We start from the raw sequence: 14,888 nt of genomic DNA on the forward strand, positions 1-14,888 counted from the left end.
GAAAGCTGCGGCGCTGCTCTCATTCTGTCAACCACAAACAATCAAAACCAATCATGCTGCGGCGCAGTATGATCGAAAATGAAAAAACGTGATTGACTTGATGGGGGATTCGTCCAATCTGAGCGGAACAGGAGGACCCGATGCACGAAACCGAGCGCCATAGGATCATATTGTCTGCCGTTCAGGAGCGGCCGATCGTGACGGTCTCGGAACTCGTGTCTCTGACCGGCACCTCCGAGGCGACGATCCGGCGCGACATTGCCACGCTGCATGCCGCCAAGCGGCTGCGCCGTGTCCGCGGCGGCGCCGAGGCGCTGGCCCCGCCGCCGCTGCCGGGACTGGCCGGGCGCACCTTCGCGGTGAACCAGGCGATCAACAGCGACCAGAAGCAGGCCATCGCCCGCGAGGCCGTGGCCCTCTGCGACGATGGCGAGGCGATCATCATCAACGGCGGGACAACCACCTTTCAGATGGTGCACCCGCTGGCCAACCGCCGGCTGCAGGTGCTGACCAACAGCTTTCCCATCGCCGAACATCTGCTGAAGAATTCCAAGAACACGGTGATGCTGCCCGGTGGCGCGCTCTACCGCGAACAGAACATCATCCTGTCGCCCTTCGCGAGCGACATGACGCGGCACTATTACGCCAAGCGCATGTTCATGGGGGCCCACGCGCTGGGGCCCATCGGGCTGATGGAAGCCGACCCGCTGCTGATTCAGGCCGAAGAGAAGCTCATCGATCAGGCCGACGAGCTGGTCGTGCTGGTCGACAGTTCGAAATTCGACAACCGCTCGAGCCTCGTGCTCTGCCCGCTCGAGCGCATCGACATCGTGATTACCGATGAAGGCATTTCCGACCGCACCGCCTCGATGTTGGAGGCAGCCGAGATCCGGCTGATCGTGGCGCAGACCGGTCGAGCGCGAGACGCCGGGGCGGGGTGACCGCCGCGGCACATAGGGAACGGCTCATAACTTAGGGAGGAGACAATGGGCATTACGAGACGGATTTTCGGAGGCACGGCGCTTGCGGCGCTGATGCTGGCGGGCGGTGCCGCGCAGGCGCAGGACAATGTCCGCATCGCGCTGGTGGTGAAAGCGCTCGGCATCGGCTTCTTCGAGGCCGCCGCCAAAGGCGCCGAGGAGGCCGCCAGCGAGCTTGGCAATGTCGAGGTGATCTACACCGGCCCCACCGACACCACCGCCGAAGGGCAGATCGAGGTGATCAACTCGCTGATCGCACAGCGCGTGGACGCCATCGCGGTCTCGGCCAATGACACCGACGCGCTGGTGCCGGCCCTCAAGAAGGCGATGCAGCGCGGCATCACGGTGATCTCATGGGACAGCGGCGTCGCGCCCGAGGGGCGGCAGCTGCATCTCAACCCTTCGTCGAACCCGCTTATCGGCAATATGATCATCAAGCTCGCCGCCGACAATCTGCCCGACGGTGGCGAGGTGGCGGTGCTCTCGGCCACCACCACATCGACGAACCAGAACATCTGGATCGACGAGATGAACAAGGTGATGGGCGACTATCCGGGCATCGAGGTGGTCACCACGGTCTATGGCGACGATCTTGCCGACAAATCCTATCGCGAGGCGCAGGGCCTGATGCAGACCTATCCCGACCTCGACGCGATCATCGCGCCGACCTCGGTGGGCATCGTTGCCGCCGCGCGTGCGGTCGAGGATGCGGGCAAAGTGGGGCAGGTGAATGTCACCGGTCTTGGCCTGCCGTCCGAGATGGCGGGCGCGATCGAGAGCGGCGCGTCGAAAAGCTTTGCCATCTGGAACCCGATCGATCTGGGCTATTCGGCCACCTATCTCGCCTATGAGCTGGCCACCGGCGACGCCGAGGCAGCACCGGGTGCCGAGATCCCCATGGGCCGCATGGGCACGCTGACCCTCGATGACAACAACGAGGGCGCCATGGCCGATCCCTTTGTCTACGACGCCAGCAATATCGACGAGTTCAAGAGCATCTTCTGATCCGCGCCTGAACCCGGCGCAGAGTCTGGCCCCGGCGCGCCGCAGCGCCGGGGTTGCACCCAAACCCATGAACCCGGGGGCCTCGATGCAAGTCAGCCTCACCACCCCGCCCGTCGCAGCAGCGTCGGCCGATGCCGCGCCCGTGCTGCGGCTCGAGGGGATCACCAAGACATTTCCCGGCGTGAAGGCGCTCGACGGCGTCACGCTCGATCTCTACCCCGGTCAGGTCACCGCGCTGGTGGGCGAGAATGGCGCGGGCAAATCGACCATCGTGAAAACGCTCACCGGCATCTATCAGCCCGATGGCGGCACCATCACCCTTGGCGGCGCGCCGGTGCATTTCGCCACAGCGCAGGACGCCACCGCCGCCGGGATCACCGCGATCCATCAGGAGACGGTGCTCTTCGACGAGCTTTCCGTCGCCGAGAACATCTTCATCGGCCATGCGCCGCGCGGCCGCTTCGGGCTGATCGACTGGCCGAAGATGCGCAAGGCCGCGCAGGAGATCCTGTCGCGCATCGACGCCGATCTTGATCCCGACATGCCGCTGCGCGAGCTTGGCATCGCCTCGAAACACCTCGTGGCCATCGCCCGTGCGCTCTCGGTGGACGCCCGCGTGGTCATCATGGACGAGCCCACCGCAGCGCTGTCGCACAAAGAGATCGAAGAGCTTTATGAACTGGTCGAGCGGCTGCGCGCCGAGGGCCGCGCGATCCTCTTCATCTCCCACAAGTTCGACGAGATCTTCCGCATCGCCGACCGCTACACGGTCTTTCGCGACGGGCAGCACGTGGGCTCGGGTCTTATCTCCGAGGTCGATGAGGCTGAACTGGTGCGCCTGATGGTGGGCCGCTCGGTGGATCAGATCTTTCCGCAGCGCGCCCATAACGTCGGCGATGAGGTGCTGAAAGTGGTGGGTTACGCCCATCCCACCGAGTTCGACGAGATCAATTTCACCCTGCGCCGGGGCGAGATCCTCGGCTTTTACGGGCTCGTCGGGGCCGGGCGCTCCGAGGTGATGCAGGCGCTGTTTGGCGTGACCAGACCCAGCAAGGGCGCGGTGCGCATCGACGGGCAGGTGCGGGTGATCCGCTCGCCCGCCGAGGCGGTCGAGAATGGCATCGTCTATGTCCCCGAGGATCGCGGCAAGCAGGGTGCCGTCATCGGCCTGCCGATCTTCCAGAATGTCACGCTGCCCTCGCTGGCGCAGACCTCGCGCCGTGGCTTTTTGCGGCTGTCGCAGGAATTTGCCCTCGCGCGCGAGTATACCGAACGCCTCGATCTGCGCGCCGCCGCGCTGGATCAGGACGTCGGCAACCTCTCGGGCGGCAACCAGCAGAAGGTGGTGATCGCCAAATGGCTGGCGACCCAGCCCAAGGTGATCATCCTCGACGAGCCCACCAAGGGCATCGACATCGGCTCCAAGGCCGCCGTGCATGGCTTCATGGCCGAGCTTGCCGCGCAGGGCCTGTCGGTGATCATGGTCAGCTCGGAAATCCCCGAGGTGCTGGGCATGTCCGACCGCGTCATCGTCATGCGCGAGGGCCTCATTGCCGCCGAGCTGGAGGGCGACGCGCTGACCCCGGAAAACCTCGTCCGCCATGCCGCCGGGATCGGAGCGCAGCCATGACCCGCGCGCCCGCCCATGCCGCTTCTTCTCTTTCCAAATACGCCGGGGGTGAATTCGCGCAGCGAAGAGGGGGCAGCGCCCCCAACCGCCCCCAATCGCCCTTGCCACCCGCGCCAGACCAGGGAGCCTGTGAATGACGACCTTCCTGAAATCCCGCGAAGCGATCCTTTGCGCGGCCATCCTTGCGCTGCTCGCGCTGATCGCCAGCCGCTTTCCGGCCTTTGTGGCGCCGGGCAATCTTGTGCGGGTCTTCACCGACACCTCGCCGCTGATCCTGCTGGCGCTGGGGCAGACCGTGGTGATCCTCACCCGCTGCATCGACCTGTCGGTGGCCGCCAATCTCGCGCTCACCGGGATGGTCTGCGCCATGCTCAACGCCGCCTATCCCGGCGTGCCGGTGGCGGTGATCCTGCTGCTGGCGCTCGCCATGGGGGCTCTCATGGGCATGTTCAACGGGCTGCTCGTGTGGAAGCTGAACATCCCGCCCATCGTGGTGACGCTGGGCACGATGACCATCTACCGCGGCATCATCTTCGTCATCTCCGGCGGTGCATGGGTCAATGCGCATGAGATGAGCGCGGCCTTCACCGGCTTTCCGCGGGCCAACCTGCTGGGCCTGCCGGTCCTCGCATGGATCGCCATCGCCGTCACCGCGCTGTTTCTGATCGGCATCGCCCGCGCGCCGCTGGGCCGGGCCTTCTATGCCGTGGGCGGTAACCCGCATGCGGCGGTCTACACTGGAATCGACGTGGGCCGCACGCAGTTCATGGCCTTCACCATCTCGGGCATGCTGGCCGGGCTGACAGGCTATCTTTGGGTGGCGCGCTACTCGGTGGCCTATGTGGACATCGCCGGCGGGTTCGAGCTGGAGGTGGTCGCCGCCTGCGTGATCGGCGGCATCTCCATCGCCGGGGGGGCGGGGACGATCCTTGGCACGCTTCTCGGGGCGCTGTTTCTGGGCATCGTCAAGAACGCCCTGCCGGTGGTCGACATCTCCCCCTTCTGGCAACTGGCCATCTCCGGTACGGCGATCATCGTCGCGGTGGCGTTCAACGCCCGCTCGGGGCGCTCGAGAGGCCGTATCATCCTCAAGCGGGCGGAGGGCCACGGATGACCGATAGCGCTATCATCGCGAAGGGCGACGCGGCCAAAAATGGGCCCACAGACAACCGTACAGATACCCATCATGACAAGTCGGCCCCGCGCCACATCCCCGACCGGCTGCATAGCCCGGTCCAGCGGTTGCTGAAAAGCTGGGAGCTGCTGCTTTTTGCCGTGGCGGTGGCGATCTTCACCGCCAACAGTTTCGCCTCGCCCTATTTCCTCGACGCGTGGAACCTCAGCGACGCCACCTTCAACTTCACCGAAAAGGCGATGATCGCCTTTGCCATGGCGTTGCTGATCATCAGCGGCGAGATCGACCTCTCGGTCGCCTCGATCATCGCGCTGGCCTCCACCGCCATGGGCGCCGCCGCGCAATATGGGGCGGGTACTCCCGAACTGGTGCTGATCGGCCTTGCCACCGGTCTGGTCTGCGGCACGGTCAACGGGCTGCTGGTGACAAAGATGGGGCTGCCGTCGATCGTGGTCACCATCGGGACGATGAGCCTCTTCCGCGGCATCTCCTATATCGTGCTCGGCGATGGCGCTTACCGCGGCTACCCGCCCGAGTTCGCCTTCTTTGGGCAGGGCTACGTCGCTTGGGTGATCTCCTTCGAGTTGGTGCTCTTCGCGCTGCTCGCCGTGCTCTATTACCTGCTGCTGCATCGGACCAACTTTGGCCGCATGGTCTATGCCATCGGCAACAACCCCACCGCCGCCAGCTTTTCCGGCATCCGCGTCGCGCGGGTGAAGTTCATCCTCTTCCTGCTGACCGGGCTCATGTCGGGCGTCGCGGCGATCTGCCTGACCTCGCGGCTCGGCTCGACGCGGCCCTCCATCGCCTTTGGCTGGGAGCTTGAGGTGGTGACCATGGTGGTGCTCGGCGGCGTGTCGATCCTTGGCGGCTCGGGCTCGATCCCCGGCGTGGTGATCGCCGCCTTCGTCATGGGGCTGGTGACCTTCGGGCTCGGGCTCTTGAACGTGCCGGGGATCGTCATGTCGATCTTCATCGGCGCGCTGCTGATCGGGGTGATCGCCCTGCCGCGCCTCTGGGCGATGTGGAGGCGCTGATGGAGAAATATGCTTTCCGCATGGTGCTCAATCCCGGCTGCGCCGAAGAGTACAAGCGCCGCCATGATGCGATCTGGCCCGAACTGGCCGCATTGCTGAAAGACGCGGGCGTCGAGGATTACTCGATCCACCTCGACCCCGAGACGAACCATCTCTTCGGTGTGCTCTGGCGGCGCGAGGACCACGGCATGGACGCGCTGCCGCAGACCGAGGTCATGCAGCGCTGGTGGGCGCATATGGCCGATATCATGCAGACCAAGCCTGACAACGAACCGCTGGCCGTGCCGCTGCAACCGATGTTCCATCTGCCATGAGCGGGCGGCCCCCTCCACGCCGTGTCGCCGTCTGGGACATCGGCAAGACCAACGCCAAGCTGGCCTTGGTCGATATGCAGAGCCTGTCCGAGATTGCCGTGCGGACGCGGCCCAACACCGTTCGGACGGACGGACCCTATCCGCATTACGACATCGACGGGCTTTGGGACTTCTTGCTGGACGGGCTGAGTGAACTTCAGGCCGAGCTTGGGATCGACGCGATCAGCATCACCACCCATGGTGCCTCGCTGGCGCTGCTCGACAGCGCTGGGGGCCTTGCCTGCCCGGTGCTGGATTACGAACATACGGGTCCCGACGATCTGGCCGAGGAGTATGACGCCATCCGGCCCGGCTTTGCGCGGACCGGCTCGCCTCGGCTGCCGATGGGGCTCAATGCCGGGGCGCAGTTGCATTGGCTGCTGCAAACCGAAGTTGGCCTGCGTGACCGGCTGGCGCAGGTGGTGACCTATCCGCAGTATTGGTCGGGCCGGCTCACCGGGCGCTTTGGCTGCGAATATACCTCGCTTGGCTGTCATACCGATCTGTGGATACCGCGCGAGGCGGGCTTTTCGCCGCTGGTCGCGGCGCTGGGGCTCGAGGGGAAGATGGCGCCGCTCAATCATGCCAGCGATTGCGCCGGGCACATTCTGCCGCAGCTCGCCGCCCGCACCGGGCTTGCGCCGGACACTCCCGTAATGTCCGGCATCCATGATTCCAACGCCTCGCTGCTGCCGCATCTGCGCTGCCTGCCGCAGCCCTTTGCGGTGGTCTCCACCGGGACATGGGTGATCTCCATGGCGGTGGGCGGGCGGCAGATTGCGCTCGATCCGGCGCGCGATCTGCTGATCAACGTCAACGCGGATGGCGGGCCGACCCCGTCGGCGCGTTTCATGGGCGGGCGCGAATACGATCTGCTGAAATCGCAGATCGCGCCGCATGAACCCGCTGATGTGGCCGCGGTCTTGGCACAGGGCGCGCATCTTCGGCCCTCGGTCGAGGTCAGCTCGGGGCCGTTCCCCGGCCAGCAGGGCGGCTGGAGCGCGCCGATGAGCCCGGGCGAGAAATCCGTGGCGCTCGCGTTCTATCTCGGGCTGATGACCGCCGAATGCCTGTCGCTGATCGGGGCCGAAGGGCCGATCCTCGTCGAAGGGCCGTTCGCCCGCAACGATCTGCTGCTCGACATGCTCGCCGCCGCCACCGGGCGCCAGATTGCCTGCTCGCTTTCGGCCACCGGCACCAGCATCGGCGCGGCGCTTCTGGCGACCGGCGTGGCACCGACCGGGGCGGTGCAGCCGCATGCGATGACATTAGACCGGGCTGCGCTGGCGGATTACGCCGCGGCATGGCGCGCTGCGGTGGGCGCTGCGCCCACCGAGGGGCCTTTCGCCCGCCGCGTAAACGGCTAGGGTGCGCGCAAGCGAGGCGGTTTCCGCCCAGCCATGCGCGATTTCCCGAATCCGAGAGGTTTTCCCATGTCAGCCCCAACCCTCCCCCAGACCATCGCCGTTATCGGCACCGGCACCATCGGTGCCAGCTGGGCGACGCTGTTCCTTGGCGCCGGTCTCAGCGTCCGCGCCAGCGATCCCGGCGCCGGAGCCGAAGCTAAGCTCCGCGAGTTCATCCGCGCCGCATGGCCGTCGATGGAAGCGCTTGGCCAGACCTCGGGCCGCAGCGCCGAGGATGCGCTCGCGGCGCTTGCGTTCTTCGCTACCCCCGAAGAGGCCGCCACCGGCGCGGATCTGGTGCAAGAGAACGCCCCCGAGCGCATCGAGATCAAGCGCGAGACCTACGCCAAGCTCGAGTCCGCGCTGGCGCCGGACGTGGTCATCGCCTCGTCCACCAGCGGCATCATGCCCAGCGAGTTGCAGGCCGAGATGACACACCCCGAGCGGCTGGTGGTTGGTCACCCGTTCAACCCGCCGCACCTCGTGCCGCTGGTCGAAGTGGTGCCGGGCAAGCTGACCTCGGAGGCGGCGGTCGAGGCCGCGATGGCCTTTTACAAAGCGGTGGGCAAGGTCCCGATCAAGCTGAACCGCGAGATGATCGGCCATATCGCCAACCGCCTGCAGGCCGCTGTGCTGCGCGAAAGCGTCTACCTTGCGCGCGAGGGGGTGGCGTCGATGCAGGACATCGACCTTGCGGCGTCCATGGGTCCGGGCCAGCGATGGGCCTTCATCGGGCAAGGCAAGATCTTTGCGCTGGCGGGCGGCGTCGGCGGCATGGGGCATTTCCTCGATCATCTCGGCGAGGCGGTCGAGACATGGTGGGACGATCTGGGCGATGCGCGGCTTGATCCCGAGACCCGCACCATGCTGACCGAGGCCTATGGCACGCCGACCGAGGAAAGCTTTGCCAAGGACGTCGCCTTCCGCGACGCGGCACTGCTGCGCCGACTCAAGGCGCTGTCGGAGGATTCTGAGGGGTGAAGTCGGGCGAGCGTCGGCCCGTGGGTTGGCGCTGCAACGGTTGAGGTCCGCGCTTTATGCCCGCCAGGTCCGCGTGACCTCGTTCACCCGCATATGAATGACAAAGCGCCAGCCCGCCCGGACGGGCCGGCGCTCGCCCGGCGGCGCTGCGCGCCTTGTTCCGGGCGGGCTTCACCCCGACACATGCGCCAGAAGCAGGCTGCTTTCCGAGTTGAGCACCCCCGGCACGTCGCGGATCTCGCGCAGCACGCGGTCGAAGTTCACCAGCGAGTCCGTCCTGATCTCCACCACCAGATCCCATGCGCCGTTGGTGGCGTGGATGGTCGAGACCTCGGGGATGCGCGTCAGCGTGCGGATCACATTGCGCGACAGCCGCCCCTGCAGCTCTACCATGGTGATCGCGCGCACCTCGCCTTCCACATCCTGATCGGTCTCGATGGTGAACCGCCGGATCCGCCCTTCGGCCACCAGCGCCTCGAGCCGGGCGCGCGCGGTGGTGCGCGAGATGCCAACGGTCTGCGCAAGCTGCGTGATCGGCATGCGCGCGTCGCCGCGCAGCGCGGCGATGATCGCACGATCGGTTTTCGGAAGTGGGCTCATGCTGTACGGTTTGACTCATATGCTGATCAAAGTGAGTAGATACTAATGCGTTTTGATCACATTGACGATCACATTCGTCAGCAACTCGCGGCATCATGCGCGCAAGCATAACGGAGAGACCATGCCCAGAACCTGTTCCCTTCTCGGCGCCCCGATCCAGACCGGCGCGTCGCAACCGGGCTGCCTGATGGGGCCCGCCAGCCTGCGCACCGCCGGGCTCGAGCCGACCTTGGCCGGGCTCGACTGGCAGGTGACCGACCTTGGTGACCTCAGCATTCCCGCGGTGTCCCCGCGGGGACACGCCAATGGCGCGATCCACAACCTCGCCGAAACCATCGCATGGATCGAGGTGCTGGAAGCCGCCGCCTTCGACGCCGCAAGCGCGCATGATCTGCCGATCTTCATGGGCGGCGATCACTCGATGTCCGCGGGCACCGTCGCGGGGATGGCGCGCTACGCGCAAGAGCAGGGGCGACCGCTCTTTGTGCTCTGGCTCGACGCGCACCCCGATCTGCATTCGCTCGACACCACGGAAAGCGGCAATCTGCACGGCACCCCGGTGAACTATTTCACCGGCCAGTCCGGCAATGACGCTTACCCGCCTCTTGCCGCCGCCGTGCCGACCCAGAACATCTGCATGATGGGCATCCGCTCGGTCGACCGGGCCGAGCACAGGCTGATCTCGGAGCATGGGATCGAGGTGCACGACATGCGCGCCATCGACGAGACCGGCGTTCTGGCGCCGCTGAAAACCTTTCTCGAAAAGGTAAAGGCAGCGAACGGTCTGCTGCACGTCAGCTTCGACGTGGATTTCCTCGAGCCGGGCATCGCGCCCGCCGTGGGCACCACCGTGCCCGGCGGCGCCACCTTCCGCGAGGCGCATCTGATCATGGAAACCCTCGGGGACTCCGGGCTGGTGCGCTCGCTCGACCTCGTCGAGCTTAACCCTTTTCTCGATGAGCGCGGGCGCACGGCGAAACTGCTGTGCGACCTGACGGCGAGCCTCTTTGGCCGCCGCGTGCTCGACCGTATGACCCGGAGCTTCTGATGATGGCCGTGAACCCTTCCGACCTCAAACCCTCGGCGCTGGCCTTCGTGCCCTTCGTGTCGGTCGAGAATATGATGAAACTCGTGCACGCCCATGGCGTCGAAGCCTTCATCACCGGCCTTGCCGAGGTGATCGAGGATGACTTCAAGCGCTGGCCCGAGTTCGACAAGACGCCGCGCGTCGCCAGCCACTCGCGCGACGGGGTGATCGAGCTGATGCCGACGGCGGATGCCGAAAACTACGGCTTCAAATACGTCAACGGTCACCCCAAGAACATGCGCGAGGGGTTCCAGACCGTCACCGCCTTCGGCGTGCTGTCGTCGGTGGCCAACGGCTATCCGATCCTGCTGACCGAGATGACCCTGCTGACCGCGCTGCGCACGGCGGCGACTTCGGCGCTGGTCGGCAAATACCTTGCGCCGAAAGGGGCCGAGGTCATGGCGATGATCGGCAATGGCGCGCAATGCGAATTTCAGGCGCTGGCCTTCCGCGCGCTCTGCGGCATCAACCGCCTGCGGCTTTATGATGTGGACCCGGCGGCGACCGACAAGGCCGAGCGGAACCTTCTGGCGCAGGGCTTTGACGTTGTGCGCTGCGACAGCCCGGAAGCGGCGGTCGAAGGGGCGCAGGTGATCACCACCTGCACCGCCGACAAGCAATATGCCACGATCCTCACCGACAACATGGTCGGCAGCGGCGTGCACATCAACGCCATCGGCGGCGACTGTCCGGGCAAGACCGAGCTGCACCGCGATATCCTTCTGCGCTCGGACATCTTCGTGGAATACCCCGAGCAGACCCGGATTGAGGGCGAGATTCAGCAGCTGGACGAAGATCACCCGGTGACCGAGCTGTGGCAGGTGATGCGCGGTGAGGTGGCCGGACGGCGCGAGCCGAAGCAGATCACGCTCTTTGACTCGGTCGGCTTTGCCATCGAGGATTTCTCGGCGCTGCGCTACGTGCACCGGCTGGTCGAGGGTGGGGCGTTCTGCGAGCAGCTTGACCTGCTGGCCGACCCCGACGATCCCCGCGATCTGTTTGGGATGCTGACCCGCGCGGGCTAAACGCCAGTTTGCCCGGCGGCGGCTTTAAGCGCCCTCAGGTGCCGTAGGCCGCCAAGAAAACCCGCACCGCGTCCTTTGCGACGCGGGCGATTTCATCCTCGCTCGGCGCATCGGGGCGGCGGCCAAAGAGCCGCGGCCGCCATGTGAGCGTGGTCGAAAGTTCCACGAACTGACCGGCGGCAAGCTCGGTGTCGGTGACCTTGAGGGTGCCCGCCTCGGTCTCGCGCTGCAGGAAATCCTGCAGGCAGCTTAGGAAGTGCCGTGCGCCCGCATCGTAAAAGCGCGTGCCCAGTTCGGGCATGCGCTCGACCACGCTGATGACGATGCGCTGCGCGCGGATCACCTCTTCGGAATTAAGCTGCGTCGACAGGCCCATGGCATAGGCAAAGAGCCTCTCTTCGATGGTCCCGGCGTCGGCCAGACGCTCGAAGATGCCATCAAAGAAATCCTTTCGCTTCTCCTCGACCAGCGCGACGAAGAGATCTTCCTTATTCTCGAAGTAGACATAGAGCGTGCCCTTCGAGACCCCCGCCGCCTTGCAGATACTGTTCATCGAGGCGGCGTCGAATCCCTGATCGACAAAGACCTGCCATGCGCCGTCGAGGATCTGACGGCGCTTCTGAGGATCTTCGCCCGCCGCGTGGCGGCGTTTTTGCGCGCAGGCCTTGGCCCGCTCCGAGAGGATATCGAGTTTCATGCCTCTGATATAATCGAACCAGGCGGTTCGATGAAGTCTTGATTTCGTAACGGCACCCGCCTATGTGGTATCGAACCGAGCGGTTCGATCTGTCGAATCTCCCCCCGCTTGGTGCTTTGTCCCGAGATCCGAAAGTCCGCCCCATGTCCCGTCACGACCGCATTGAAGCCACCGATCCCGACACACGTCCCGCGGCGCCGCAGCCTGAACAGGCCACCACTCACGAAGACGCGGCGCCGCCGAAAAAGTCCGGACGCAAGAAGCGCATCCTTGGGGGGATCGCGCTGATCGCACTGCTGGCCGGGGGATATGAGGGCTATGGCTGGTGGACCGAGGGGCGGTTCATGGTCGAGACCGACGATGCCTATGTGCAGGCGGATCTCTCGCTGGTCTCGTCCAAGCTGCAGGGCTACGTCGAAGAGATCCCGGTGCAGGCCAACCAGCATGTCTCTAAAGGCGATGTACTGGTGCGCATCGAGGATGGCGACTACCGCATCGCGCTGGAACAGGCGCAGGCGCAATTGCCGACGCTCGAGCGCACGCTGGCCCGGATCGACGCGCAGACCGCCGCGGCGCAGGCCAGCGTCACGCAGGCCGAGGCCGAGCTTTCCGCCGCCGAGGCCGCGCTGCGCACGGCGCAAACGGCTCAGGTGCGGGCGCAGGGACTGGCCGAGCGCAAGGTGACCTCGCAGGCCGATCTCGACGATGCCAATGAGGCGCTGGAGACCGCCAAGGCGAACAAGGCCGCCGCCGAGGCGGCGATCAAGGGGGCTGAGGCACAGGTCGAAGTGCTGAAGGCCGAGCGCGCCGAGACCGAGAGCAGCCGCCGCGAGATGGAACTCGACATCGCGCAGGCACAGCGCGACCTCGATCACACGGTGCTGCGCGCGCCCTTTGACGGCACGGTCGCCAATATCGCCATCGAAGAGGGCGAGTTGGTCAGCATCGGCGCGCGGCTTGCCGCGGTGGTGCCGGACCACGGGCTCTACGTCGAGGCCAACTACAAAGAAACCCAGCTTGCGCATATCCAGCCCGGCGAGACCGCGAAGGTCAGCATCGACGCGCTGGAAGGCCATGAGATCGAAGGCCGCGTGGTCTCGGTCGCGCCGGCCACGGGCTCGGTCTTCTCGCTGCTGCCGGCGGACAATGCCACCGGCAACTTCACCAAGATCGTGCAGCGGGTGCCGGTGCGGATCGAACTGCCCGAGGACACCCCCGGCCTGCGCGCGGGCCTGTCGGTGGTGGTGGAGATCGACCAGCGCACGGCGCCTGAGGGCACCGAAGTTGCAGGGGTCTCGGAATGAGCACCGACGCAGATATCCAGGCCGGAGAACCCGAGCTGACGCCGCGCAGGGTCGCGGCGTTTTTCGTCATGGTCTTCGGCATGTTCATGGCGATCCTCGACATTCAGATCGTCTCGGCCTCGCTGCCAGAGATTCAGGCGGGTCTTGGCGCCTCGTCAGATGAGATCAGCTGGGTGCAGACCTCGTATCTCATCGCCGAGGTGATCATGATCCCGCTGTCGGGCCTTCTGGGGCGGATGATGTCGACGCGCTATCTGTTTGCCGTGTCGGCGGGGGGCTTCACCGTCGCTTCGTTCCTTTGCGCCACGTCGGGCTCGATCAATGAGATGATCCTGTGGCGCGCGGTGCAGGGCTTTCTGGGCGGCGGCATGATCCCATCGGTTTTCGCGGCGGCCTTCACGCTGTTCCCGGCCTCGAAGCGCGCCATCGTCTCGCCGATGATCGGGCTGGTGGCGACGCTCGCGCCCACCGTTGGCCCCACCGTAGGGGGCTATCTCAGCCACGCGATGAGCTGGCACTGGCTGTTTCTGGTGAACGTCCCGGCGGGCATCCTCGTGACGATCGGCGTGCTGGCGCTGGTGGATTTCGACAAGCCCGAGTGGAAGCTCTTCGACACATTCGACTGGATCGGCCTTGGTGCGCTGGCCTGTTTCCTTGGCGCGATGGAATACGTGCTGGAAGAAGGGCCGGGCAACGACTGGTTTCAGGATGAGATCGTCGCCGTGCTGTTCGTGGTCATGGTCGTGGGCGGCGTCATCACCTTCTGGCGGGCGTTCACATTAAAGAACCCGGTGGTGGATTTCTCGGCCTTTTCCGACACCAACTTTGCCGTCGGATCGCTGTTCAGCTTCGTGATGGGCATCGGGCTTTACGGGATGACCTATCTCTACCCGCTCTATCTGAGCTCGATCCGCGGCTACGACAGCCTGATGACCGGGCAGACGGTCTTTGTCTCGGGGCTTGCGATGTTCGCCTCGGCACCGCTGGCGGGGATCCTGTCGTCGAAGATGGACCTGCGGCTGATGCTGCTGCTGGGCTTTCTGGGCTTCGGGGTGTCGTCGTGGATGCTGACCGGCATGACCGCCGAGTGGGACTTCCAAGAGCTGCTCTGGCCGCAGGTGTTACGCGGGCTGTCGCTGATGATCTGCATGGTGCCGATCAACAACCTCGCGCTTGGCACTCTGCCGCCGGAGAAGATGAAGAGCGCCTCGGGCCTTTACAACCTGATGCGCAACCTAGGCGGCGCGGTGGGGCTGGCGGTGATCAACACGCTGCTCACCGACCGCGGCGCGCTGCACACGGCGCGGCTCAATGAGGCGGTGAACTGGAACAACCCCGAGGCGCTGCGGCAGCTCGACATGCTTGCGCAGAACCTCGCGGCGCAGGGCATCGACGGCGACAAGGGCGCGCTGCAGCAGATGGCCGGGCGCGTGGCGCAGCAGGCGACGGTGATGTCTTTCATCGACGTGTTCATGCTGATCACCGTGCTCTTTGCCGGGCTGGCGGTGATGGCGCTGGCGATGAAGCCGCCGAAAGCCGGGGCAGGGGGCGCGGCGCACTGACGCTGCGGCCCGGAACAAGGCCGAAGGCCGCCGGGCAAGCGCCGGCCCGTCCCCACGGGCTGGCGCTTTGTCATTGTTGTGCAGCG

The 14,888-nt window shown here is 65.6% G+C and carries 14 protein-coding genes; 12 read left to right on the forward strand and 2 right to left on the reverse strand.

Annotation, left to right across the window (positions count from 1 at the left end):
- Window positions 1–140: 140 nt before the first annotated feature.
- The 8 genes from AYJ57_RS16265 to AYJ57_RS16300 all read left to right on the forward strand — a co-directional run bounded on the left by AYJ57_RS16265 (window position 141) and on the right by AYJ57_RS16300 (window position 8,527).
- Entirely contained in the window at window positions 141–941 is an 801-nt protein-coding gene (locus tag AYJ57_RS16265) for a DeoR/GlpR family DNA-binding transcription regulator (protein WP_066108323.1), read from the forward strand.
- A 45-nt stretch (window positions 942–986) separates the two neighbouring features.
- Complete coding sequence (gene rhaS, locus AYJ57_RS16270; protein WP_066108326.1) at window positions 987–1,985, forward strand: rhamnose ABC transporter substrate-binding protein; 999 nt, start codon at window positions 987–989, stop codon at window positions 1,983–1,985.
- Window positions 1,986–2,070: 85 nt separating this feature from the next.
- Window positions 2,071–3,615, forward strand: coding sequence for a sugar ABC transporter ATP-binding protein (locus tag AYJ57_RS16275; RefSeq protein ID WP_066110402.1), 1,545 nt, complete (start codon window positions 2,071–2,073; stop codon window positions 3,613–3,615).
- A gap of 133 nt (window positions 3,616–3,748) precedes the next feature.
- Window positions 3,749–4,729, forward strand: a complete 981-nt coding sequence (locus tag AYJ57_RS16280) for an ABC transporter permease (protein ID WP_066108329.1) — start codon at window positions 3,749–3,751, stop codon at window positions 4,727–4,729.
- Window positions 4,726–5,787, forward strand: coding sequence for an ABC transporter permease (locus AYJ57_RS16285; RefSeq protein ID WP_083191325.1), 1,062 nt, complete (start codon window positions 4,726–4,728; stop codon window positions 5,785–5,787). The genes AYJ57_RS16280 and AYJ57_RS16285 overlap by 4 nt, the downstream gene beginning before the upstream one ends.
- Window positions 5,787–6,101, forward strand: a complete 315-nt coding sequence (gene rhaM / locus AYJ57_RS16290) for an L-rhamnose mutarotase (RefSeq protein WP_066108331.1) — start codon at window positions 5,787–5,789, stop codon at window positions 6,099–6,101. Before AYJ57_RS16285 ends, rhaM begins: the two co-directional genes overlap by 1 nt.
- Window positions 6,098–7,507, forward strand: coding sequence for an FGGY-family carbohydrate kinase (locus AYJ57_RS16295; RefSeq protein ID WP_066108334.1), 1,410 nt, complete (start codon window positions 6,098–6,100; stop codon window positions 7,505–7,507). Before rhaM ends, AYJ57_RS16295 begins: the two co-directional genes overlap by 4 nt.
- 66 nt (window positions 7,508–7,573) lie before the next feature.
- The gene (locus AYJ57_RS16300; RefSeq protein WP_066108339.1) at window positions 7,574–8,527 is read left to right on the forward strand and encodes a 3-hydroxyacyl-CoA dehydrogenase NAD-binding domain-containing protein; all 954 of its coding nucleotides are present in this window, start codon (window positions 7,574–7,576) and stop codon (window positions 8,525–8,527) included.
- A 171-nt stretch (window positions 8,528–8,698) separates the two neighbouring features.
- Here the strand turns inward: AYJ57_RS16300 and AYJ57_RS16305 are convergent, their stop codons facing one another.
- A complete protein-coding gene (locus AYJ57_RS16305) occupies window positions 8,699–9,127 on the reverse strand; it encodes an Lrp/AsnC family transcriptional regulator (protein ID WP_066108342.1) in 429 nt (142 codons plus the stop codon).
- A 121-nt stretch (window positions 9,128–9,248) separates the two neighbouring features.
- On the opposite strand from AYJ57_RS16305, the gene rocF reads away from it, so the two are divergent.
- Window positions 9,249–10,175, forward strand: coding sequence for an arginase (gene rocF / locus AYJ57_RS16310; protein WP_066108345.1), 927 nt, complete (start codon window positions 9,249–9,251; stop codon window positions 10,173–10,175).
- A gap of 2 nt (window positions 10,176–10,177) precedes the next feature.
- Window positions 10,178–11,239, forward strand: coding sequence for an ornithine cyclodeaminase (locus AYJ57_RS16315; protein ID WP_066110407.1), 1,062 nt, complete (start codon window positions 10,178–10,180; stop codon window positions 11,237–11,239).
- 34 nt (window positions 11,240–11,273) lie between these two features.
- On the opposite strand, the gene AYJ57_RS16320 is transcribed toward AYJ57_RS16315, so the two are convergent.
- Complete coding sequence (locus AYJ57_RS16320; RefSeq protein ID WP_066108348.1) at window positions 11,274–11,936, reverse strand: TetR/AcrR family transcriptional regulator; 663 nt, start codon at window positions 11,934–11,936, stop codon at window positions 11,274–11,276.
- A gap of 143 nt (window positions 11,937–12,079) precedes the next feature.
- On the opposite strand from AYJ57_RS16320, the gene AYJ57_RS16325 reads away from it, so the two are divergent.
- Window positions 12,080–13,240, forward strand: coding sequence for an HlyD family secretion protein (locus AYJ57_RS16325; RefSeq protein ID WP_066108351.1), 1,161 nt, complete (start codon window positions 12,080–12,082; stop codon window positions 13,238–13,240).
- Window positions 13,237–14,802, forward strand: coding sequence for a DHA2 family efflux MFS transporter permease subunit (locus AYJ57_RS16330; protein WP_066108354.1), 1,566 nt, complete (start codon window positions 13,237–13,239; stop codon window positions 14,800–14,802). The genes AYJ57_RS16325 and AYJ57_RS16330 overlap by 4 nt, the downstream gene beginning before the upstream one ends.
- Window positions 14,803–14,888: the final 86 nt, after the last annotated feature.

The sequence above is a fragment of the Salipiger sp. CCB-MM3 genome (assembly GCF_001687105.1).
Taxonomy (GTDB): Bacteria; Pseudomonadota; Alphaproteobacteria; order Rhodobacterales; family Rhodobacteraceae; genus Salipiger.